The following is a 21,686-nucleotide window of genomic DNA, read 5'->3' as shown; positions in this document are numbered from 1 at the left end:
GATACGCTTCCCACTACTGTGATCCATTACTTTCGTCCATGTAACCGATTACATGAGAAGGGTTAATTTGATAGTCATCACAGTTTTTACTGTTGACGACGCATTCATCGTGAAAAATAGGGCGCGACAGAATCGCGGATCACCAGTTCGGCATTGAAATGATTGCTGCTGGGCGGCGGCGTAATGCCCTGGTATAACTGTATCGCCAGTTGCGCGGCACAACGCGCCATTTGTTCGACCGGATAATGCATTGTTGTTAACGCCGGATAAAGATACCGGGCCAGCACCACATCATCAAAGCCGACAATAGAGAGCTGTTGCGGAAGCTGAACGCCGCGTTGATGAAGAATACGCATAATGCCAGCGGCCATCACATCGTTAAACGTGACCGCTGCCGTAAGGGGAAGCCCGCTATTAATAAGTTGATGCGCGGCCCGCTCGCCGCCTTCTTCGTTAAACGGAACGCTAATCACCCAGCGAGGGTCTGGAGAAATACCATATTCTTCCAGCGCCTCACGGTAACCATCAAGGCGTTCCTGACGATCAATAATTGGCAAGTCAGATGTCACACAGGCAATGCGCCGATGCCCGTTCGCCAGGAGATATCGGGTCGCTTCCCTGGCGGCGCTGCGATTTTCCAGCCAGATACACCGGTTGGCCATACCGGCGATATAACGATTCACAACAACCAGCGCTGGAAAGTGGGCTGCGTAGCGCAGCAGCTCTTTATCCGGTAATCGGCTGGCGTGTACAACAATAGCCTCACAACCTTGATTAACCAGAAAATCTAGTCCCGCTTTTTCCATTTCTTCGTCGTGGCCGCCGCTACATACCATCAAGCGATACTGCTGCTTACGAGAAACATCTTCTACGCCGCGAGCAAGGCGGGCAAAAAAAGGATCAGCCAGATTGCCGGTTAACAATCCGAGCATATCGCCGCTGCGTTTCGCCAGCGCGATAGCGGCGGCATTCCGGCGATAATTGAGATCGCGCATGGCTTTCTCTACACGTTCGCGCGTGACGGGTTCAACCCACGCGGTCTGGTTAATGACGCGTGATACAGTCGCGGTTGATACACCGGCCATGGATGCAACATCCTTTATTGTCGCCATGTTAAGCTCATATTTGTTCGTTTAAAGGGTATCAAAGCCATTGATTATCATGTTACGTGGAAATCAGTGCAATCACTGCGGCGCAGCCTGAATTTATAAACATTTTTAAAATCATCCTAAATCCTGGTAACTGCAAATTTTAGTAGCTACCTCAATGAGTTATTGACCACTGAATTTTCTACGATAACATGACTAACAATATACACATGATAAGAACCACTACACTGGGAAATCGTTGCGTGGTGGTTCGGAGATAGATGATGAGTAGTATTACAAAAAGCATACAGAATGAATATGTTTTATTGATGGAAAACGCTTTTTCTGAAAAATATAAATATGCGTTTAGAAATTTAGAACTGAAAGAATTACGTAGATTCATCCTGAAAGAGCTAATTAGCTCTCCCGAGTTAGATAATCAACTTACAAACCTAATGGTGTTGCTAAATAAATTTTGGGATACTCACGCCGCGGCACTTATAACAGAAGTGCGGGCGTCTAAAAGTTATCGATTATTACTTCTGATTCAACGCTTTGGTTATAACATATCTAATCACCTTAGATCTCTGGGGATTTATTTTGATAGCATCATAATGGTTGATCCATTACATTTTCCTTCTCTTAGCTCTCTGCATTCATTTTTGTCATTGCCACCAGATAATAGTTATGTCCGCATGCGCAGGTTGGTATTACTTGAACATGTTTCCAATCTATTTCGCGCCATCCCATTTATGACTATTGATGATGATTATCCAATTTTTCTAATCGTTCCTGAATTACTGGATTTTGATAAAGAACGCAATCATGAACAATCTGCCGCTTTTCTAAGCCAGCTCTTTTTTAAAGATAGAAAAATGGATTACGCTACTTATTTAGCGTTTCTTGAGCACTTTGGGAGAAATGAAGAAACATTCCAGAAGATCCTAACAAATAAAGAATTATTAAAAACATTGCTTAATAATTTCAATAACATCGAAAAAGAAGTCTGGGTTTACGATACAGATTTAAAGAGTTTTACAACAAGAGAGGTAGATCTTCTGGATTACGATCTGCCGTCAGCTATAGCAACCTTACTGGGTAAGGTTGAAGGTGCAATTTATGCACAACGATCAACTCAATTATCGGCAACACTATTAGGCATTGATCCGGTTATTTATAGTAACCATATGTTTTTACATGAATGGACTACGGAGCAGTTGGTCAAGGATTATGGTAAATTAAATCCTCTTTCTTCTGAAGAGCAAGCGATTACAATGGGTCTTTCAGCCGCGGAAGTAAAATTCCTTACTGCGCTTTCCGATCTGGAATTAAAAAAGATTAGAGAAAGAGGTCAACTGGAATCCTTAAGGCATGAACTAAGAATCTCAAGGCATGACTTGCAAGGAAAAACACCAGATCAAATGCAAGATGCGGCAAATAATTTTTCAAAACATTTAATCAATGTGGTCGAAGAGTATGGAAAGTCGCATGAATCAGCCATTAAGAATTCAAAGAAAAAAAAGATCTCATCTGGATTAATTTTTGCAGGAACAGCCACGTTAGGTATAGCTTCACTTGCCATGCCGCAATTGACATTACTTTCAGCAGCAGCAACGGGAATTGGCCTGGCCTTTGGAGGTAAAAGTCTGGCAGATATTTTTAGTGAACATAAAGCACATAAAAATGAAATCCAGATATTAGAAAAAACACCCGTATCGCTTTTGTATGGGGCATATAAAAAGAAATAGTCATACTGTGTATACCGTCTGGTAGCGGAAGTCAGTTTTTGAAGCAATTGTCGTAAAGTTACTCAAACAATCATTTCGGCTTTGCTGATAAGCACAGCGGCTTGTCCGGTGGTGAGCCGGTAGTCACAGGGTAGGGGAGGAATACATCCTATGGCGTTTCAATGTCTGAAAACACTACCACATCTTGTGTCAGAGGGCCGCTGCGCGCCAGGCCGTTTCGCAAAGTTCGATTGCTTTTGCAGTCAGTACTGCCCTTAACAAATGGCCAGCTCGTTCACGACCTCAGCTACGCTCTTGATGCTGCGGATATTTCCAATGCCCGTGCCCAGCGCAATGTATCCTTCATCTGTATTACCTTCCAGCATGCCGATACGCAGCCCGCGTAAACCTCCCATCGTCTGGGCCAGTTCTTCATTGCTTGCACCAGCTTTATCCATCGACACGAGCTTGTCAGCCAGCTTGCCAGGAAGTGAGCGGTAGTAATCTGGCAGGGTACGGAAAAGCAGCAAATCCAGGCCGTTAGCATTAATGATTTTATCCTTTACTGACTGCGGCACACGGCTTTCTTCTGTCCCAATAAACACCGAACCAGCAAAGACACCCTCTGCTCCCAGCGCATGGGCAGCACGGGCGGTACGGCTATCGGTAATCCCGCCTGCAGCCATGACGGGAACACTCTTCACCGAGTCCGCAATCAGCGGTACGATCGAAAAGGTGCCAAGCGCGGTGCCCGGCAATGTGCCACCTTCATCAAAACCTGTTGCAACAATAATGTCGGCGCCGGCTTTTTCCGCTAAACGTGTATTTTCAGGTGTCGGATTAATATCGCGGTAAATAATTGCAATACCCGACTCTTTTAGTTCATTAAACAGCGAAGTGATAATAGCTCCTTCTCCGTAACCGGTATAAACAACAGCTTTTACTCCCTCTTCCTTTATTACCTGTAGGATAGGCGGAGTCCAGATGTCGTTTTCAGGGGTTGGAATAAGGTTCACCCCGAATGGTTTTTCGGTAAGTTTTTTGGTTTTACGAATTTCTTCACGCATTTTTTCTGCTGTTTCTTCAGGCGTTGATACAGCAGTTTCCGCTGTTAAGCCCGCATTTGGGCCAAGCACACCCAAACCACCGGCGTTGCTTACGGCTGCAACCAGTCTTGCATCGGTAAGCCAGGACAGTGGGCCTTGTATAACAGGTTTTTCGATACCCAGGATCTGGCAGATACGGTTGTACTTCATGACGTGATCTCCTTCGAACAAATTTTCAGCCAGCCTTTTAGGCGACTGTGGTAGTTAATTAATCTGAAGAAGATCTTAAACCTCTTTATTGTTACGAAAAACCATCCAATCTTTAAAACAGAATTACTGATAAAGTAACAATCTTCAGGTCGGGTATGCACGAAAGAGCGTTATCAGAGATGTGCATCCGGACCAAAAACCTCGCACAGCCAGTCGATGAATACGCGAACTTTAGGTGCCAGATACCGACGATCCGGGTAAAGCAGTGAAACCGGTTTTGGCGGGGGCGGGAAATCAGTGAGGATCTCTGTCAGCTCTCCACTGGCAATAAAGGGTGCAAGAGACGGACGCAATCCGTGTAGAACCCCCAACCCCGCCAGCCCGCATGAAAGAAACGCTTCTGAATTGTCTACCAGGATGCTGGAGGGAATTTTTATTGACGCGATACTGCCATCAACCGTGAATTTCCACTCCATTATCTGCAGGCTATGATTACTGAAAAAATTTACAGCCCGGTGGGACTTCATCAGCTCATCGATAGAGTGCGGCGTGCCATGCTTCGCAAGATAAGATGGCGCAGCACAGGTCACCATGGCTGCCGTTCCCAGACGTCTGGCAACAAAACTGGAGTCATTAAGCTCACCAAGTCGGATGACGCAGTCCACACGCTCGGCAATCAAATCAATCTTGCGATCGGCCGTGCCAAGTACAATCTCAATATCCGGGTATCGGTTCTGAAAATCTCCAAGAGCCGGAATGATGACTGCCCGGGCGAGCGTAATAGGGACGTCAAGGCGCAGGCGGCCTTTCGGCGGTTGCGTGCTGGAAAATAATCGCCGGACGTCGTCCAGCTCGCTTAAGAGCGACAGGCAACGCTGGTAAAACTCTTCCCCTTCATCCGTCATACTGACCTGTCGTGTTGTACGATGCAGGAGCTTAACGCCCAGATCATGTTCCAGATTCTGAACGGCGCGGGTAACAGCAGGGCGGTGCAGCTCAAGCACCTCCGCCGCGCGGATAAAGCTCCCTTGCTCTACCACATTGACATAAATATTCATGGCTTCCAGCATATTCAGCTGCATCTGTTCTCAGTCCTCAACCATTATTTGTGTCGAAGGGGGAAGCTCCTTATAACATTCCTGTCTGCTGGAACATATCCCTTTCTGAACCGATTGTTTCATCTGGAGTAACATACTGCTATCGATATATGACTTTTACCGGGTGGTTGAGGTAAGACATGTCATTTGTAGAATCGCTACCAATTCTTCGCAACTTTTTTGGATGTTCGGCGGCGTCGTATACAAAAACAAACAGGCCAGGCGATACGGTTACGCATGTGCAGGTCATGCCAGGCGCGACGTTAAAATACGAACTGATAACCGATGAATTATGTTTGACCGCCGCCAGTGTAGGTGGCGAGTATGAATGCAAGACAATGGCAGACAGTGAATAATCAAACCTCATGAAATGAGGTTCCCATTGATTTTTTAGTCCATGTCAGCGCAGCGCAGGAAAATTGCCCGTCGTCTGGAAAAAAGCCCGTTATTAAAACGGGAACTGTCGGAAATGGCTGTTGAGTCCTACGGCGATGCCATGTTATCTGCAGCGCGTGAAAAGAGTTTTCCGTCTGAAATGCCGTGGGCGCTCGCTGATGCGCTGCGCGACGATTTCATCCCGGACTGACACACTGACAGTGACGAATCGGTCACAATGGCCGGTTTTTTTATGTCTGCGCGGCGTGTGCTGCGTGAAATCGTGTGCAGGATAGCGGGTGCAAATCAACAGAATTCGCGCAGCGTCACGGTAGGGAAGGGATCAAACTTATGGGCCAGAAGTTTTTTGGCATGCACGAATCCAGCCGCCTTAACATGTCTTTTAAATGTTCTGGTGCATTTAACATAATATACATTATGCGCACCATAATAGCGGAAGGCGAAAAGCAGCCCCCCAGCGTGAATCAGTCATACAACCAGCGACCAGCCCTGGCAGACGCAATGAGCATACCTATCGTGAAATCCGGCACCTGAGGAATATCGTTTTTGCGAAACGGATTAAGCAAATGCTTTAGCGGTGGTTCTGGCGGATAGTATGTTGTGATCGAGAAATTCCCTTTATCTACATTGAATGTCGTAAAAAAATCATCCATCAATGCCAGTGCTTCATCATCTTCCAACCGTAGATCTGAATCCAAATCTGTTGACGGTGTCAGTTCTTTTTTCTTAAAAAGGTAAATTCCATCATGGCTTCTTACCAGTTCATAAATCCGCTGTTCAAGAATATCACTTACCATATTTTATCGCTTCCTCTGGCAATGCGTTTGAAGGACGAGCGCCGAAATGCTGCCTGCTTGTTTTTATTGATGATGCTATCGGTCACCTGATGCACCTCCGCTTTGGTGAGGCTGAATCAGCCTTTGGTACATGATGAGGGCTATCGGGAAGTATATCGAGGTCTGGCACTACCCGGATGGTCTTAAAGAACTCCGCCTTAATGACGCTGTTCTTCCCTACTCCACCTGTGATCGGCTCCAGGAAATCGTTGAGCGAACAGCGGAGTTCGCATAGTTACCCCTTCCGGATGTGTTTCCGACACCGTGCCGATGCCGGCTATTTTCTGCAGCCAATACGTTTCCTCATAGGGTCAGTATATGCAGATTATATATGTAGCAGATGCAGGACATATGGATATGTGTTACCTATCCCTCTGAAGTTTGCCAGTGCAGTCCGCTGCTCCACCATCAACTGACGAGTGCTTCGAAGAGCCTTCATATCCTGCTGCTCAACTGTTTTGATGGCAACGAAATGATTTCCTGGATTTATTGATATTGAGGATGAATGGTCAGATTGCCAGGTTGATGGCGAAAGATTGAATGAAGATATTACACGCGCAGTAGATAACTATTAAACATGGAGTTTTTCCGAAAAATCTTAGGGTGTTTAAAAACAAGTTATTATATTCGCCACTTCACTATATCATCCTGCTGCTATTGGTAAATCTGCACCTGATACACGAGGATCATACACCACTAGTACAAAAGATTTATGAAAAAAGCGATGTCTGGAGAGGTGTAAAAAAATTAACAGCCTCAGGAATGAGACAAACGTGCAGTATTACCAACACTGAATGTTCTTGGTTGGGTGATTTTTAAACACAAGGAAAGGGTAAATTATGAACAAAACCGTGTATGTACCAAGCTACTTCCAACCTATCTACAAAGAGGTAACGGTCAAAGTTCCCACCGGAAATACAAAACGATTTCTTGGATTTATTGATATTGAGGAAAAAATCCGCAAAAAAGAGGTAGTACAGGAAGGATGGTCAGATTGCCAGGTTGATGGTGAAAGATTGAATGAAGATATTACACGCACAGTAGATAAGCTCAACCAAGACGGATTTGAAGTTATTAGCATAACGCCAGTAACGTCCGGAAACTGGGGATTTAAATATGACTCAGGGTCTATCAACAATGGAACCGGCAGAGGTGGATATGGTTACGGATATGGTTACTCTTATACCGAAGGTGTTTTAATCCTCGCAAAGGAAAAGGGAGCTTATTAAATATGGAGTTATTCCGAAAAACTTTAGGGGGTTTAAAAGCAAGTTATTATATTCGCCATTTCATTTTTGGCGCGATAATTTCAACATTCTTTATTTACATCTCTATGCAGAATCCTTCTGGGATGAAGGTGGGTAATGTAATATTCTTTGTTATCAATGCGTTACTTTATCCATATGCAAGATTCGTATATGAGCAGGTTGTTTCGTTCATAATGGGTGAAAATGTCTTCTTCATCAATGCGATAGTGATGTTAATGGCTAAGGTCATCACAATGTGCTTATGTTGGATATTTTCAATATTTATCGCTCCAGTTGGATTGGCATATCTTTATTATTATCATTCCAGGGGTGATTAGGTATTGGAAAATAGCAATTGGTTCGCCCAATGACGTTATGCTAAAAAGGCCGTTGCGGGATCCGATTTTCGCAGCGGCCTTTTCAACAGCCGTACATTATGCGCATTTAAATTGTAGAGGCCCAATGCTAATGCCTATTTGTAGCCATTTTTGTCCAGGTTTGTCGACCAGTGTCCTGAGCACCCAGATGGCCGCGCTGCGCCTGGGTATCTCTGTCCGTCACTTCCGAGTGTGATCTTACTCACATAATGTGGACGCTCTAAGCGAGGTTCTGGACATCTGAACTTAGCCTTGAAAAAACCGTCAGCTGCCCGCATCACTGACCGGGCTGGAGCTGAATCCCCTTCGTGAAGGATGCTTTTATTAGTACTATTAAAGGTGCTATATTTAGTCATCAACCAGGAGGTAAATTATGGCATTTCAAATTTTAACGACTACTGCAGCAAGCATTACAGAACTGAAACGTGATCCAATGGGAACTTTCAATGCCGGAGATGGCGCTCCAGTTGCCATTCTTAACCGTAATGAACCGGCTTTCTACTGTGTGCCTCCGGCACTTTATGCTCATCTTATGGATATTCTTGAGGATGAAGAACTCGGTCGTATTATCGATGAGCGTGCGAATGAACGCGTCATTGAGGTCAACATTGATGACTTATAAGCTGGCATTTAACGAATCAGCACTAAAAGAGTGGAAAAAACTGGGTCATACCATACAGGAACAGTTTAAAAAAAAGCTAAGGGAACGGCTTGAAAACCCTCGGGTTCCGGCTTCTCAATTACATGGAAGAAAGGATCAGTACAAAATTAAGCTGCGTGGTGCAGGATACAGACTGGTGTACAGCGTCGAAGATGAAATTATCACGGTAACTGTCATTGGTGTTGGAAAGCGTGAAAATGATGCCGTCTACAAAGTGACACGACACAGAAGCTAATCACTCAGGAAATACTCTCTTTCCCGTCAAACGATACGACAAACAGGCTCAGTTCTTTTATGTGACGGCACCTTGACATATGCCACGTATATGAAACTATGGCCTACGTTGTGTATGTGACATTCATTTTATTCCCGCCCGGAGTGTTTACGCTATCTGAGGATAACATTATGACGCAACGTATCGCGGTTTTTCCTGCCGACCGCCATTCTCTGTATGAGGAACATGGGTATTCCGCAGCCATCCGTTCTGGTGATTTACTGTTTGTTTCAGGCCAGGTAGGCAGTCACACAGACGGCACGCCGGAGCCTGATTTTCAAAAACAAGTGAGGCTTGCTTTTGAAAACCTGAAAGCAACACTGACTGCAGCAGGATGCACATTCGATGACATAGTGGATGTCACCACCTTCCATACCGATCCAGAGCAACAACTTAACGACGTGATGGCGGTGAAACAGGAGATATTTGCCCATCCCCCTTATCCTAACTGGACCGCTGTTGGCGTTACCTGGCTGGCCGGCTTTGATTTCGAAATAAAGGTTATTGCCCGAATCCCCTGATGCTTATTCTCGGTAAAACCGGTAGCATTATGTGTACCGGTTTTATTTTATTCACCCCTACCCTACATCCTGTATGATTAACATGCAATCACCAAACATATCGAACTGACATGACTGGATATCTTCTGAGGCATAGGCCTTCATGAGTAGATCAACCCCAGCAAACTGACCAGTTAACACCATATGCGTCGTTTTTGGCTGATGTAAGTTCGTTAGCAGGCAGTCAACCACTTTAAGTTGATAACCTGGATGTATATAAAGCGCAGTCCAGCCAGAACTTGCTTTTAGGCAATTGTGCTCTCTCGAATACGCAGATTCCAGACATCGTGTAACGGTAGTTCCTACGGCAAAAATACGTCCGCCATTTTGCTTCGCAGTATTAATGATATCCGCTGTAGCTTGTGGAACCTCGTAGTATTCTTCGTTGATAGTCACTTCCTCTACACATTTTGTTTGTATTTTTCTGTTGGACAACATTTCTGTTGATGCAACATGTAAAGTGATGAAGGATATTAACCCACCTTTATCTTTGATTCTTTGGATAAGATCCCAGGTAAAATGAATGCCGGCAGAAGGTATTTCCAAAGAACCATACTTTTTAGAAAAAACGGAACGGTAAGCATCTGGATATTTATAAAACAAGCTGGAGTCCACATACTCATCAAGACGCTCACCATGACTGGCTAAATAGCAAATTAAGGCCTCATGATTTTCCACGACGGCCCGGTACTGGCTCTCCTCGCTAAACCTTTGCTCTATCTTAATGGAAATTTCAGGGTTATCAATCAAAGAGAAAACATCATTCGCGTTAAGCCTTTCTTTTAAAAGTCCGGAAATAATTACTCTATTATTTGGTAAAAATCCCTCTAAAACAATTTTAATTAACCTATTCTGTCTTGTTTTACAGATAAACATATGGTTTATTATAGTACTGTCGTTAAAACAGATTACATCACCTTCTTTGATATAATCTGTTACTTTACTAAAGTCTACCTTATGAATTTCCCCTTTACTCCGGTTGAGGACAAGCATTTTACACTTTTCCCTGTATGAATCATTGGCTATCCAATGAGGTCTGAGTGGGATAGTCATCTGATCGGTAATGCGAAAATCATATTTTTCGGTAAGCATATATTTACCCTTTGAAAAACCATTGATACGGCGATTGTTATATAGCCGTATTCTGCATTATACGTTGGCCTTTCAAAGGGTGAAAATTAACTCAATAAATGTTGTTGTTATATTTACTTTGCTGGCTATTTAATCAATGTCAGATACCGATATTAAGCTGGACGATCGGATTTGACCGCCCTTTTCTTTTGCTTATTCCGGCATTGAAGCATCGCTATCCATTGCATCGGCAAACTTTTGCATTAACCGAACAAAGACATCAAGTTCATCCTGAGGCCAGTCTTTAAAAATAACTTTGCCCATTTGCTCTCGAGCAGCGTCTATACGCTCCGTCATCGCCTTTCCTGTCCGGGAAATAACGGCCTCGCGTATACGACGATCGATGGCATTATGTTGCCGTATTATCAATCCCAGCTTCTCCAGTTTGGCGACCTGTCGGCTTACCGTCGTATAATCACGACCGGCACGTTCGGCTAACTCAACAACGCCAATCGGCCCTAAACGTTCGATACTAATAAGGATCGAAAATAGCGCACGATCGAGTTGAATCCCCGCTTCTGCAATTAATTTCTCATCATTACGAGGCCGGTTAAGCGCGCTTACCACGCGAATCAACGCACCGTGAAGCGCCTTCATTTGCTCGGAAATATGTGTATCTTGCACATTTTTATTTTCTGACATAGCATGTCTCCTCTTATGTGCATAATACACATATCGGAGAGACGATGACAAGATACACCACTACAGATGTACTGATCTGCGGCGCTGGCGTTACCGGGCTTACTTTAGCCATCGAACTGGCGCGTCACGGGATCTCATTTCGCCTGATTGAGAAAAGAACGACGCCTTTTACCGGTTCCCGCGGTAAGGGTATTCAGCCGCGAACGCAAGAAATCTTCGAGGATCTTGGGATACTCAATAAAGTGGTCGCCGCCGGCGGGCTCTATCCCCGATTACGAACCTACCGTCACGACGGAAGCTATGTAGATTCAGATATTGCGCATCATACAAAACCGACCCATGCCGAACCCTACCATCTGCCATTGATGGTTCCACAGAACGTGACAGAAACGATTATGCGGGAGCAATTAAAAGCATGGGGACATCGGGTGGAGTTCGGCTGCGAGTTACGACATTTTGCGCAAACCCCACGCACGGTCACCGCGTATGTTGCCGGGCCGGCTGGAGAAGAGGTCATCATCGCGCATTATTTGATAGGCGCGGATGGCGGCGGAAGCTTTGTCAGAAAAAAATTAGGCGTCAGCTTTCCCGGCCGTACGTTGGGAATCCATGCGCTTGTGGCTGACGCTTCACTTTCCGGTCTGAACCGGGATGTATGGCACCATTTTAACGATGGCGATATGGCGCGGATGATAACGATTTGCCCTCTCGCCGGCACGCAGCTCTTTCAAATCCAGGCGTTGTTGGCCCCGGACGACTCGCAGAATTTCTCAGCCGACGTGCTCACGGCTTTTCTTACTGAACGAATCGGGCGGACGGATGTCCGCATCCATTCGATTCCCTGGGTATCGAAGTACCAGATGAATGCGCGCATAGCGGAACATTACCGTGTGGGTAAGGTATTTTTAGCCGGTGATGCCGCTCATGTGCATCCGCCGACGGGTGGGCAAGGGTTAAATACCAGCATCCAGGATGCCTATAACCTGGGATGGAAAATGGCAGCCTTGCTGCGGGGCGCAGGAGAAGAGCTTCTCGATAGCTATGAACAGGAACGCCGCCCGGTAGCCGAATCACTGCTCCACCTTTCTACCCGATTACTTGACTCTCAAAAACAAGGTGGCATCAAACGAGAACGCGACGTTCAACAACTTGACATCCAGTATAGCAACTCCCCCTTAGCCCACACGTTGCCCGAACGTCAGCATGGGTTACAAGCGGGAGAAAGAGCTCCGGATGCTCCTCTTTTGGGCGCTGGCGGCCAATCATTACGATTATTTCAGTTACTCCAGGGTCCGGACTGGAATCTGTTGGCCTACGAAACCCACGGTAAGGTAATTGATGCGCGGCGAGGACTGCGTATTCATCACATTGGCGAGCAGGACGAGCTCATCGATACCCTGGGGCACTTCCGGGAGTCCTATCATCTGGCCCCGGGTCAATGCGTGCTGATCCGACCCGATGGCTATGTCGGCGCATTCTTTCACGGCAAACAGAGCAACGATATTGAAAATTATCTCTCTCGTTTTGCCATAGGGATTAAAGATGAATACTAATGTCTATGAGAACACCGACAGCGAAACTATCACCCCGCTCAACAAGCGGCGTATTTTGCCTGTTTTCCTGCTTGTCGGCCTTTACGCCGCCAGTACAGCGGCTGTAATGTCGGTACTGCCTTTTTATATCCGCGAGATGGGCGGTTCGCCGCTTATCATTGGAATCATCATCGCCACTGAAGCTTTTAGCCAATTTTGTGCGGCGCCCCTGATTGGCCACCTTTCCGATCGCGTTGGCCGCAAGCGAATACTGATTGTCACGCTGGCTATTGCGGCGATAAGTCTACTATTACTCGCCAACGCGCAATGTATCCTGTTTATCCTGCTCGCCCGCACGCTTTTTGGCATTAGCGCCGGGAATTTGTCAGCCGCCGCAGCCTATATTGCCGATTGTACGCACGTCAGAAATCGGCGCCAGGCAATCGGTATCCTCACTGGCTGCATTGGTTTAGGCGGTATTGTCGGGGCAGGCGTTTCCGGGTGGCTATCGCGTATCAGTCTGGGTGCGCCGATCTACGCCGCCTTTATACTTGTCCTTGGGGCTGCCCTGGTCGCGATTTGGGGGTTAAAAGACCCTTCCACAACATCACGTACCACAGATAAAATAGCGTCGTTCTCTGCCCGCGCTATTTTAAAGATGCCAGTCCTTCGCGTCTTAATCATCGTAATGCTTTGTCATTTCTTCGCCTATGGCATGTACTCTTCACAATTACCTGTTTTTCTTTCTGACACCTTCATCTGGAATGGGCTTCCCTTTGGGCCAAAAGCGTTAAGCTATCTGTTAATGGCGGACGGGGTTATTAATATTTTCGTTCAGCTATTTCTGTTAGGTTGGGTGAGCCAATATTTTTCGGAGCGAAAGCTAATTATCCTCATCTTCGCCCTTCTTTGTACTGGATTTCTCACTGCGGGTATCGCCACGACCATACCAGTGCTTATTTTTGCTATCGTTTGTATTAGCATCGCTGATGCGCTAGCCAAACCCACTTATCTTGCCGCCTTGTCCGTCCATGTATCGCCTGCCCGACAAGGTATCGTCATCGGAACGGCACAGGCATTAATCGCAATCGCTGATTTTATATCCCCCGTATTGGGCGGATTGGTCCTGGGTTATGCCCTGTATGGCGTCTGGATCGGTATAGCTATCGCTGTCGCCATTATTGGTCTGGTGACGGCAATGATTTACCTTTCAAAAAGTTCAGTGCTAATAGTGAAACCAGAAACAGAATAATGTGACAACGTCACAAATATTATTGTTCCCTTCTTCCGTTATTTATCAAAAGTATTGTACTTATATTGAATGTTTAAGAGGTATTTATGGAAATTATGCTGGCTGGCATTTGCCCTTGTAACGCGCGGGGAAAGCATGAAAAAAATATATCTCGTTGTTATCGTACTGTTTTTTATTTCTACAAAAGTTTATACACTACTTCATAACAACATCTTCTTTTGTCGAAACAGCCCGGAGTGTGATTTGTCTCATGTTCTCCCCGACTACCGGGAGCAGATTTCAGGCACACCGCTAAAATATACCTTGATTAGTACAGCTCCATTAGCACAGGTGGTAGTCAGACACTATGAATTATTATCGCAACACTGGTCGCCAGATGACATGGTAACCCCTGCGCAATGGCGACATAACGTTGATATTTATATCCCTGAAACGGCAAAAGAGCACCATGCTTTGGTGGTTGTAAACAACGGAATTAATTATGAAAAAGGCGTACAAATCCCCAGTAAACCCGTTGATTTTACTCAGCAAACACTGGCAAGCATCGCCCGTGATACGAATACCATCGTAATATCAGTGAGTGATATACCTAACCAATATTTAACCTTTCAGGATGATAAAAAACCACTGAAAGAGGACGAGAGCGTTTCCCGAAGCTGGGCATTATTTATGGAAGCGCCGGAGAAACGTGAGTTAATGCCTTTAAATATTCCTATGGTCACTGCCATATCGCAAGCGATGAGATTAGCAAAAAAGGAGTTAACGCAATGGAATATAAATTCCTTTATCATTACAGGTATTTCAAAGCGTGGGTGGACCACCTGGTTGTCAGCTATTGCCGATCCTGATGTTGAAGCAATTGTTCCCTTCGCCATTGATCTACTTGATATTGATGCTTCACTTGAGCATATTTATCAATCATACGGTGGAAATTGGCCCATTACATTCTACCCCTACTACCAGCAAGGCATAGATGAGAAAATAAAATCCCCCACATTTACCCAGCTAAGGCAAATAATAGATCCGCTAAGATATCTCAACACTATTTATCAACCCCGCCTTGCAATACCGAAATATATTATTAATGCAAGCGGCGATGATTTTTTCGTACCAGACAATACTCGCTTTTATTATAGCAAACTTCCTGGCGTAAAATCATTACGTATAGTGCCTAATATGAACCACTACTCAATTAACCAGTTCGCTGAAGAAAGCCTCGTTCCTTTTATTAATAGGTTTCAAAGTAAAAAAACATTACCACAGTTGATCGGCCTTATTCACCACCATCTTCTTACGGTCTATTTCTCAGAAGCGCCGGTAAAAGTCGTTCGCTGGACAGCCAACAATCCAAATGCGCGTGATTTCCGTTATGCCTGTGGCATCCGCTATCAGCCGCTTACAATAGATATTCCCGCCAACAATAAGATCAGTATTACGTTAAATGAACCGAAGACAGGTTGGGAAGCTACCTATATCGAAGCCACTTTTAATGATGGCTATGTCGCCACGAGTCAGGTTTATATTACGCCCGATGAAAAATACCCACAGACAGCACCACCTTCCGTTAACGCCGCATGTCAAACGTTACCGGGGCGTGGATTAGGGGAAAACGATAGCCCCGATTGAATTTTCAAGTAATTGTCTGATTTTAAAAAATTTTATCCATCACGCTTGCGATGGATAAAAATCCTCTGCGATAAATTTTTGTTATATTGATCACGTTCTAACCACAAGAGAGGTGATTTGAAAATAACCTTAAAATATTGTGGTCAGGCCGCTAGACCACAATAAGAGGATTAATCATGAAAAGAAAAACAATGGGATGGCTTATCGTTTTTCTTCTATTTATAGTTTACATGCTCAACTATATGGATCGTTCAGCATTGTCGATAACTGCCCCCTTGATCGAAAAGGAGTTAGGATTTAACGCCGCGGAGATGGGAATGATCTTCAGCGCATTTTTTATCGGATACGCCCTGTTTAATTTTATTGGTGGCTGGGCCAGCGATAAAGTTGGGCCAAAAACGGTTTTTCTCATCGCAGCGTTACTATGGTCTGTATTTTGTGGCTTAACTGGTTTGGTCACCGGATTGTGGACAATGCTTATCGTGCGCGTTCTTTTCGGTATGGCTGAAGGACCGGTCAGCGCTGCCGGAAATAAAATCATCAATAACTGGATTTCCCGAAAGGAGTCTGCCACGGCGATCGGAATTTTTAGCGCCGGTTCCCCGCTCGGCGGCGCGGTGTCCGGGCCGATTGTGGGCCTGTTGGCGTTATCCTTAGGCTGGCGCCCCGCATTTGGCATTATTTTCTTATTTGGCCTGGTCTGGGTATTGCTGTGGTACTTTATCGTTAGCGATAAGCCAACAATGAGTAAACGCCTGGCGCCGGAAGAACGCATTGATTTTGAAAATCATGAGGACGTTATTTTATCTGATGATGGCCGGGCTACGCCTTCACTCGGCTATTACATGAAACAACCAATGGTATGGGCGACAACTCTGGCTTTTTTCAGCTACAACTATATTCTTTTTTTCTTCCTGACCTGGTTCCCAAGTTACCTGAACCATTCGTTACATCTCGATATTAAAGAAATTAGTATCGCCACGGTAATTCCCTGGGTCATCGGCGCCATTGGTATGGTGCTCGGCGGCGTCTGTTCTGATGTAATTTATCGGATTACCGGTAATGCTCTGCTCTCACGTCGACTTATTCTGGGCGTATGTCTGGCAGGCGCGGCGGTATGTGTTGCCGTTTCCGGTACCGTTAGCACTATTGGTAGCGCAATTACGCTCATGTCAGTTTCACTCTTCCTGCTCTATTTAACGGGCCCAATTTATTGGGCGGTTATTCAGGATGTTGTTCATAAAGATAAGGTAGGGAGCGTCGGCGGAGCCATGCATGGCCTGGCTAATATATCCGGCATTATCGGTCCGCTTGTCACCGGTTTTATCGTTCAATTTAGCGGTAAATATGACTATGCGTTCTATCTGGCTGGTGCTATCGCTATCGTTTCAAGCCTGTTGGTCTTCGTGTTTGTAAAAAGTAAAGGATTCAAAGCCAATGAAAGTCAAAGCTGTGTTCATTAATAAGCCTGGTGAAGTTGAAACCCGCTGGGTGGATTATCCCCATAAGAAAGAAAATGAAGTATTAATTAAGGTTGATGCTGCAGGCATTTGCGGATCGGATATCGGGGCTTTTCGTGGAACGAACCCACTGGTTACTTACCCAAGAATTATTGGGCATGAAGTGACCGGAATTGTTCTTCAGGAAGGCGCCGGAATGCCGGACAATATTAAAGAAGGTGACCGCGTAATTGTTGACCCCTATATTTATTGTGGTCACTGCTACCCTTGCTCTGTCGGCAGAACTAATTGTTGTGAAAATTTAAACGTCATTGGCGTGCATGTCGATGGCGCAATGCAGGAGGTGGTTACTCATCCCGCACATTTAATTCATAAAATACCAGATAATGTGCCTTCTGAAATGGCGCCGCTGGCAGAACCGCTGACCATCGCTCTGCACGCGCTGCACCGGGCAAACGTTAAGGCCGGGGAATATGTTGCCATCATCGGCGCGGGGGCCATTGGTCTTATGGCGGCATTAAGCGCGCGACATTACAAGGCAACGCCTATTCTGATCGATATTGTGGAAGAAAGGTTACGCTATGCGCAAAAGCTTGGCGTTCCTTATGTACTGAACGCCGCTGACGATCAGGTTATCGACGCTATTAAAAATATCACCCACGGCACCATGGCGCAGGTCGTGATAGAAGCCTCCGGAGCAAATAGCGCTATTCGAAATACGCTTGATTTAGCATCGTTTGCTGGTCGTATTTCGTTTACCGGATGGCCAAAACAGGAAACGTCGCTGCCGACGAACCTGATCACCTACAAAGAACTGGATTTACGCGGCTCCCGCACCAGTGCCGGTGAATTTGATGAGGCATTACGCATGCTGTCAACGCTGGAGATTAATCCGCAAGATGTTGTCAGTAAGGTCGTCAATCTTGATGAGATCCCTGATGCAGTTAAAGAACTTGATCGCTATCCGGAGCGCTACTTAAAGATTAATGCTGTTTTCCATTGATTTACGGCGAGTTCTACCGCATGGCATATCCGCCATGCGGTGTTATTTACCGACAAACTTAGCCGCCGACAATCTTTCTCACATAGCGTAAATGTTCCAGAGATCCCTCATAGGCGCTGTCAGCATCAGACTGGCGCATCGCATCCACTATCGCTTTATGTTGTTTGTTGAGATTAAGTAAAACATTTCTGTCTCCAGACTGCTCATCAAGCCCGGCATAAGGGATATTAATCCGTTGTTCCCATAACATACGGGACATATCGAACAACACCCGGTTACGGCTGGCCTCAGAGATCGCAAGGTGAAACTCTTTATCCAGCGAGTAAAAGCCGTGGACGTTATTATCGTTAATGGCTTGATCCATACGATGATAAATCGCCTCTATTTGATTGATGACGTCAACGTTATCGTTTTGTGCGGCTAAGCGCGCACAATGGCTATCGACCAGCTCGCGAGTAGAGAGAATTTCTTCGATGGTATAGTCGCTGGCAAGGTGTTTTTTATCTGAAACGATAACCCCATTACCGGACTGAATCACGATCCATCCGGAGATCTCCAGTACAATAAGGGCTTCTCGCAAGGAGGCGCGGCTCACGCCAAGCTGTTTTGCCAGTTCGCGTTCTGGCGGTAAAAAAGTTCCCGGTGGAAAAATATTATCATTGATCAGCTTAATGATGAGGTTGGCTATCTTCTGATAGAGCCTCTCCTGCCTGACCTCAGGTATAACCATGCGCCCTCCAATCCATATCCAGGGGATTTTGAATGGATTTAGCATACCATCCTGGCGCTGGTGATCGTGATAATTAATTACCGTGCATGATAAAGAGAAGCAACCGCCGGTAGCCTCCATTACCTTCGCCGAGACTACCGGGGAAACTAAACCGAGATGAGCTATTTATCCTTTGACGTTGATTTTCTCGAACACGGGCGCTGTCGCGTTCTTAAACTGAGAAAGAGACCAGGTTTTATAGTTGATATCATTGTAGCCGCGCACCATCATCTCACCGTGCGTTAAGTCAGACAGCGTTGTCCAGACCGTATATTCTGAGACCGGTTTGCGGGTGGCGTTGCCTTCCCCTTCACTCCCCATATAATCAACCGTAATATTTTTCGGACGATCGAAACGGCTCATAATATGCGCAAGCGTATTCATTGCATCGTGGGCGGATGTCGCTTGCGGCGCATATGTGGTGTAATAAACGCCGCGTATAAAACGGGAAACCGACGTATCGGACGATGGCAAGTCTGCAATAGCAATCCCGCTATCAGGCTGCATCACTTTTATCCCGCCCAGTGTGCCTGAAGAGCGGTCCACATTGGTTAATTGCGTATAATTATTCAGATTTGTCAGATGCCAGGGGAATGCGGGACCATTTGTCATCACGCGAGTGGGATTGTCATAGACATGGAATTTGCCATTTTCCACTTCAACGACAATGCTTCCTCCTTTCTTGTCGTAAAACGCATAATGAAATGGCGATTTCAGATCGCCAAACCGATGCAGTTCCGGTGACCAGAATTTGCCCTCTTTTATTGCCTGTTTTACCTCGCCGACAGTAGCAAAACGGGCCAGCGCCCATTCTCCCAACGAGGTGACAGGAATTGCCTGTTTATATTCACTCGCGGGCAATGGCGGCAACTGCGCATTCATGATCATGTTTTCACTAAATGACAATCCCGCGCTATTCATGCCTTCAAGTATGTCTCTGCTATCGCCATCAGTAATGGTGGAAGTAATGGCCAGTATCGGATATTTCGCCTGATAGCTTACTCCCTGACTGCCATCCGGCGTTTTTTTATCAAACTGCGTTCCCGCCGGATAATACGTTAACCATGAGGGTAAATCCTGCATATATTCCAGCGTACGTCCATGAAAAATATCGCCTTGTTTATCCTGAATGGCAAGGGTTGTGCAGGCCTGTGCAGCCAGGGCGTATGAAAACAGCGCCGGAGCGATAAATAACATTGTTTTACTTTTGTTCATCATGCTCTCCTTGTTTGTAAAATGGATTGGATGAATATATTAAATTAAACCTATCAATGGTTATGCGGCACGTAATTAATTGTGATCTTATTTTACAAGCTAATAAATTTAACTGACGGGTTTAAAGGAGAGTTAAACAGAGCGAACTAACATGAAAACGCGTTATCCGTGTGACCATTTAAAAAAATCCCATCATGTTATAAATAAAAAACACGGTTTCTTATCAACATTAAGAGATGCCATCACAACGCTATATTTACTCAACATCACCAATCACATTAAATTAATTTATGTTTTTGAGTAATGTGAGTAGCACACATGTAATCAGCTGTTACGAATTAGAAACATAATTGCTACTAAAACACGTTGAGAAAGACAAGAAATGCAACATATGATGCCCACACTAACTATAGTGGTTTGGGATAAACGTTATGCAAACACAAGATACATTTTATCAAGTTATGCGTAGACACGGCGTGACAAGGCGTAGCTTCCTCAAGTTTTGCAGCCTTACCGCAACGTCTTTAGGCCTGAGCAGTTCGATGATTCCTCAGATAGCTTATGCCCTGGAGAATAAACCGCGTACGCCAGTGATATGGCTGCATGGTCTTGAATGTACCTGTTGTACCGAATCTTTCATTCGCTCTGCGCACCCGTTGGCAAAAGATGCCATTTTGTCGCTCATTTCCCTGGATTATGACGACACCATTATGGCCGCCGCAGGGCAACAAGCTGAGCAGGCGTTGGCGGATGTGATGCGTGAGTACAAAGGAAATTATATCGTTGCCGTGGAAGGTAACGCGCCGCTGAATGAAGATGGGATGTTTTGCATACTGGCTGGCGAGCCGTTCCTGGAGAAGTTAAAACGCGTCAGCGCGGATGCTAAAGCGATTATCGCCTGGGGGTCCTGCGCATCATGGGGCTGCGTGCAGGCAGCCCGTCCCAACCCAACTAAGGCCACGCCGGTTCACAAGTTAATTACCGATAAACCCATTATTAAAGTGCCTGGCTGCCCGCCTATACCTGAAGTGATGTCCGCCGTTATCACCTATATGCTGGCATTTGATCGCATCCCTCCCCTTGATCGTCTTGGACGACCAAAAATGTTTTATGGCCAGCGAATTCATGACAAATGCTACCGACGCGCGCATTTCGATGCCGGTCAGTTTGTGGAAGCGTGGGATGACGAAGGCGCCAGAAAAGGGTATTGCCTGTACAAGATGGGCTGTAAAGGCCCGACCACCTATAACGCCTGTTCAACCGTTCGCTGGAATGATGGCGTGTCTTTTCCTATCCAGTCGGGTCATGGATGCCTCGGATGTTCGGAAGATGGATTCTGGGATTACGGTTCTTTTTACAGCCGGGCAACGGGCATTCCGCAAACCGGCATTGAGGCTACCGCCGATAAAATCGGACTGGGCGTTGCCGGCGTCGCGGGCGCTGCCGCCATCGCTCACGCCACGGTGAGCGCCATAAAACACGCCCGCAATAAAAACAACACGTCATCAGAAAACGCTCCGGAAGAGAAAAAATAATT

Annotated in this window: 21 protein-coding genes; 13 read left to right on the top strand and 8 right to left on the bottom strand. The window is 45.8% G+C overall.

What is annotated here, in order from left to right:
• Positions 1-104: 104 nt before the first annotated feature.
• Positions 105-1,112 carry a LacI family DNA-binding transcriptional regulator gene (locus ABVN36_RS08395; RefSeq protein ID WP_000201080.1) on the bottom strand — a complete coding sequence of 336 codons (1,008 nt, stop codon included), beginning with the start codon at positions 1,110-1,112 and terminating at the stop codon, positions 105-107.
• A gap of 257 nt (positions 1,113-1,369) precedes the next feature.
• Here ABVN36_RS08395 and ABVN36_RS08390 point away from each other — a divergent pair, with 257 nt between their 5' ends.
• On the top strand, positions 1,370-2,836 hold the full coding sequence (locus ABVN36_RS08390) for a hypothetical protein (RefSeq protein WP_077908601.1): 1,467 nt from the start codon (positions 1,370-1,372) through the stop codon (positions 2,834-2,836).
• A gap of 254 nt (positions 2,837-3,090) precedes the next feature.
• Here ABVN36_RS08390 and ABVN36_RS08385 read toward each other — a convergent pair whose 3' ends face one another.
• A complete protein-coding gene (locus tag ABVN36_RS08385; protein ID WP_023138151.1) occupies positions 3,091-4,071 on the bottom strand; it encodes a nitronate monooxygenase family protein in 981 nt (326 codons plus the stop codon).
• 173 nt (positions 4,072-4,244) lie between these two features.
• Positions 4,245-5,153 (bottom strand): LysR family transcriptional regulator, encoded by a 909-nt coding sequence (locus ABVN36_RS08380; protein WP_023138150.1) that lies wholly within the window; start codon positions 5,151-5,153, stop codon positions 4,245-4,247.
• A 412-nt stretch (positions 5,154-5,565) separates the two neighbouring features.
• Here ABVN36_RS08380 and ABVN36_RS08375 point away from each other — a divergent pair, with 412 nt between their 5' ends.
• Positions 5,566-5,754 carry a DUF29 family protein gene (locus tag ABVN36_RS08375; protein ID WP_001276021.1) on the top strand — a complete coding sequence of 63 codons (189 nt, stop codon included), beginning with the start codon at positions 5,566-5,568 and terminating at the stop codon, positions 5,752-5,754.
• A 274-nt stretch (positions 5,755-6,028) separates the two neighbouring features.
• On the opposite strand, the gene ABVN36_RS08370 is transcribed toward ABVN36_RS08375, so the two are convergent.
• A complete protein-coding gene (locus tag ABVN36_RS08370) occupies positions 6,029-6,361 on the bottom strand; it encodes a DUF1493 family protein (protein WP_023138149.1) in 333 nt (110 codons plus the stop codon).
• A gap of 878 nt (positions 6,362-7,239) precedes the next feature.
• On the opposite strand from ABVN36_RS08370, the gene ABVN36_RS08365 reads away from it, so the two are divergent.
• The 5 genes from ABVN36_RS08365 to ABVN36_RS08345 all read left to right on the top strand — a co-directional run bounded on the left by ABVN36_RS08365 (position 7,240) and on the right by ABVN36_RS08345 (position 9,480).
• Positions 7,240-7,629 (top strand): hypothetical protein, encoded by a 390-nt coding sequence (locus tag ABVN36_RS08365; protein WP_001044696.1) that lies wholly within the window; start codon positions 7,240-7,242, stop codon positions 7,627-7,629.
• Positions 7,630-7,631: 2 nt separating this feature from the next.
• A complete protein-coding gene (locus tag ABVN36_RS08360; protein WP_000418733.1) occupies positions 7,632-7,985 on the top strand; it encodes a hypothetical protein in 354 nt (117 codons plus the stop codon).
• Positions 7,986-8,397: 412 nt separating this feature from the next.
• A complete protein-coding gene (locus ABVN36_RS08355) occupies positions 8,398-8,646 on the top strand; it encodes a type II toxin-antitoxin system Phd/YefM family antitoxin (protein ID WP_000885424.1) in 249 nt (82 codons plus the stop codon).
• On the top strand, positions 8,636-8,920 hold the full coding sequence (locus ABVN36_RS08350; RefSeq protein WP_000221345.1) for a type II toxin-antitoxin system RelE/ParE family toxin: 285 nt from the start codon (positions 8,636-8,638) through the stop codon (positions 8,918-8,920). The genes ABVN36_RS08355 and ABVN36_RS08350 overlap by 11 nt, the downstream gene beginning before the upstream one ends.
• Positions 8,921-9,090: 170 nt before the next feature.
• Positions 9,091-9,480, top strand: a complete 390-nt coding sequence (locus tag ABVN36_RS08345; RefSeq protein WP_000194089.1) for a RidA family protein — start codon at positions 9,091-9,093, stop codon at positions 9,478-9,480.
• Between the two features lie 57 nt (positions 9,481-9,537).
• Here the strand turns inward: ABVN36_RS08345 and ABVN36_RS08340 are convergent, their stop codons facing one another.
• A complete protein-coding gene (locus ABVN36_RS08340; RefSeq protein ID WP_023138148.1) occupies positions 9,538-10,611 on the bottom strand; it encodes an S-adenosylmethionine:tRNA ribosyltransferase-isomerase in 1,074 nt (357 codons plus the stop codon).
• A gap of 192 nt (positions 10,612-10,803) precedes the next feature.
• The gene (locus tag ABVN36_RS08335) at positions 10,804-11,292 is read right to left on the bottom strand and encodes a MarR family winged helix-turn-helix transcriptional regulator (RefSeq protein ID WP_023138147.1); all 489 of its coding nucleotides are present in this window, start codon (positions 11,290-11,292) and stop codon (positions 10,804-10,806) included.
• A 44-nt stretch (positions 11,293-11,336) separates the two neighbouring features.
• Between ABVN36_RS08335 and ABVN36_RS08330 the strand changes: the two genes are divergently transcribed.
• The 5 genes from ABVN36_RS08330 (at position 11,337) to ABVN36_RS08310 (ending at position 18,165) form a co-directional block, all read left to right on the top strand.
• Complete coding sequence (locus ABVN36_RS08330) at positions 11,337-12,845, top strand: FAD-dependent oxidoreductase (RefSeq protein WP_023138146.1); 1,509 nt, start codon at positions 11,337-11,339, stop codon at positions 12,843-12,845.
• Positions 12,835-14,076: an MFS transporter gene (locus ABVN36_RS08325; protein ID WP_023138145.1), complete on the top strand. Its 1,242-nt coding sequence runs from the start codon at positions 12,835-12,837 to the stop codon at positions 14,074-14,076. Before ABVN36_RS08330 ends, ABVN36_RS08325 begins: the two co-directional genes overlap by 11 nt.
• 69 nt (positions 14,077-14,145) lie before the next feature.
• Positions 14,146-15,702 carry a PhoPQ-activated pathogenicity-related family protein gene (locus ABVN36_RS08320; protein WP_076932805.1) on the top strand — a complete coding sequence of 519 codons (1,557 nt, stop codon included), beginning with the start codon at positions 14,146-14,148 and terminating at the stop codon, positions 15,700-15,702.
• Positions 15,703-15,878: 176 nt separating this feature from the next.
• A complete protein-coding gene (locus ABVN36_RS08315; protein WP_000824240.1) occupies positions 15,879-17,165 on the top strand; it encodes an MFS transporter in 1,287 nt (428 codons plus the stop codon).
• Complete coding sequence (locus ABVN36_RS08310; protein WP_000864924.1) at positions 17,140-18,165, top strand: zinc-binding alcohol dehydrogenase family protein; 1,026 nt, start codon at positions 17,140-17,142, stop codon at positions 18,163-18,165. Before ABVN36_RS08315 ends, ABVN36_RS08310 begins: the two co-directional genes overlap by 26 nt.
• A 58-nt stretch (positions 18,166-18,223) precedes the next feature.
• Here the strand turns inward: ABVN36_RS08310 and ABVN36_RS08305 are convergent, their stop codons facing one another.
• Together ABVN36_RS08305 and ABVN36_RS08300 are read right to left on the bottom strand one after the other, a co-directional pair.
• Positions 18,224-19,015 carry a FadR/GntR family transcriptional regulator gene (locus ABVN36_RS08305; RefSeq protein WP_000388417.1) on the bottom strand — a complete coding sequence of 264 codons (792 nt, stop codon included), beginning with the start codon at positions 19,013-19,015 and terminating at the stop codon, positions 18,224-18,226.
• 45 nt (positions 19,016-19,060) lie between these two features.
• Positions 19,061-20,152 (bottom strand): choloylglycine hydrolase family protein, encoded by a 1,092-nt coding sequence (locus tag ABVN36_RS08300; RefSeq protein WP_000981375.1) that lies wholly within the window; start codon positions 20,150-20,152, stop codon positions 19,061-19,063.
• 428 nt (positions 20,153-20,580) lie between these two features.
• Between ABVN36_RS08300 and ABVN36_RS08295 the strand changes: the two genes are divergently transcribed.
• Entirely contained in the window at positions 20,581-21,684 is a 1,104-nt protein-coding gene (locus ABVN36_RS08295) for a hydrogenase small subunit (protein WP_001194448.1), read from the top strand.
• Positions 21,685-21,686: the final 2 nt, after the last annotated feature.

Source organism: Salmonella sp. SJTUF15581 (genome assembly GCF_043356775.1).
In the GTDB taxonomy this organism is placed as follows: Bacteria; Pseudomonadota; Gammaproteobacteria; order Enterobacterales; family Enterobacteriaceae; genus Salmonella; species Salmonella enterica.
Note: the sequence above shows the minus strand (reverse complement) of the source record. Positions and strands in the feature narration are given on the sequence as shown.

Excerpts from the sequence above, each read along its gene's own strand:
- ABVN36_RS08395 (WP_000201080.1), bottom strand. The coding sequence starts at position 1,112 with ATGGCGACAATAAAGGATGTTGCATCCATGGCCGGTGTATCAACCGCG.
- ABVN36_RS08390 (WP_077908601.1), top strand. The coding sequence starts at position 1,370 with ATGATGAGTAGTATTACAAAAAGCATACAGAATGAATATGTTTTATTG.
- ABVN36_RS08385 (WP_023138151.1), bottom strand. The coding sequence starts at position 4,071 with ATGAAGTACAACCGTATCTGCCAGATCCTGGGTATCGAAAAACCTGTT.
- ABVN36_RS08380 (WP_023138150.1), bottom strand. The coding sequence starts at position 5,153 with ATGCAGCTGAATATGCTGGAAGCCATGAATATTTATGTCAATGTGGTA.
- ABVN36_RS08375 (WP_001276021.1), top strand. The coding sequence starts at position 5,566 with ATGTCAGCGCAGCGCAGGAAAATTGCCCGTCGTCTGGAAAAAAGCCCG.
- ABVN36_RS08370 (WP_023138149.1), bottom strand. The coding sequence starts at position 6,361 with ATGGTAAGTGATATTCTTGAACAGCGGATTTATGAACTGGTAAGAAGC.
- ABVN36_RS08365 (WP_001044696.1), top strand. The coding sequence starts at position 7,240 with ATGAACAAAACCGTGTATGTACCAAGCTACTTCCAACCTATCTACAAA.
- ABVN36_RS08360 (WP_000418733.1), top strand. The coding sequence starts at position 7,632 with ATGGAGTTATTCCGAAAAACTTTAGGGGGTTTAAAAGCAAGTTATTAT.
- ABVN36_RS08355 (WP_000885424.1), top strand. The coding sequence starts at position 8,398 with ATGGCATTTCAAATTTTAACGACTACTGCAGCAAGCATTACAGAACTG.
- ABVN36_RS08350 (WP_000221345.1), top strand. The coding sequence starts at position 8,636 with ATGACTTATAAGCTGGCATTTAACGAATCAGCACTAAAAGAGTGGAAA.
- ABVN36_RS08345 (WP_000194089.1), top strand. The coding sequence starts at position 9,091 with ATGACGCAACGTATCGCGGTTTTTCCTGCCGACCGCCATTCTCTGTAT.
- ABVN36_RS08340 (WP_023138148.1), bottom strand. The coding sequence starts at position 10,611 with ATGCTTACCGAAAAATATGATTTTCGCATTACCGATCAGATGACTATC.
- ABVN36_RS08335 (WP_023138147.1), bottom strand. The coding sequence starts at position 11,292 with ATGTCAGAAAATAAAAATGTGCAAGATACACATATTTCCGAGCAAATG.
- ABVN36_RS08330 (WP_023138146.1), top strand. The coding sequence starts at position 11,337 with ATGACAAGATACACCACTACAGATGTACTGATCTGCGGCGCTGGCGTT.
- ABVN36_RS08325 (WP_023138145.1), top strand. The coding sequence starts at position 12,835 with ATGAATACTAATGTCTATGAGAACACCGACAGCGAAACTATCACCCCG.
- ABVN36_RS08320 (WP_076932805.1), top strand. The coding sequence starts at position 14,146 with ATGTTTAAGAGGTATTTATGGAAATTATGCTGGCTGGCATTTGCCCTT.
- ABVN36_RS08315 (WP_000824240.1), top strand. The coding sequence starts at position 15,879 with ATGAAAAGAAAAACAATGGGATGGCTTATCGTTTTTCTTCTATTTATA.
- ABVN36_RS08310 (WP_000864924.1), top strand. The coding sequence starts at position 17,140 with ATGAAAGTCAAAGCTGTGTTCATTAATAAGCCTGGTGAAGTTGAAACC.
- ABVN36_RS08305 (WP_000388417.1), bottom strand. The coding sequence starts at position 19,015 with ATGGAGGCTACCGGCGGTTGCTTCTCTTTATCATGCACGGTAATTAAT.
- ABVN36_RS08300 (WP_000981375.1), bottom strand. The coding sequence starts at position 20,152 with ATGATGAACAAAAGTAAAACAATGTTATTTATCGCTCCGGCGCTGTTT.
- ABVN36_RS08295 (WP_001194448.1), top strand. The coding sequence starts at position 20,581 with ATGCAAACACAAGATACATTTTATCAAGTTATGCGTAGACACGGCGTG.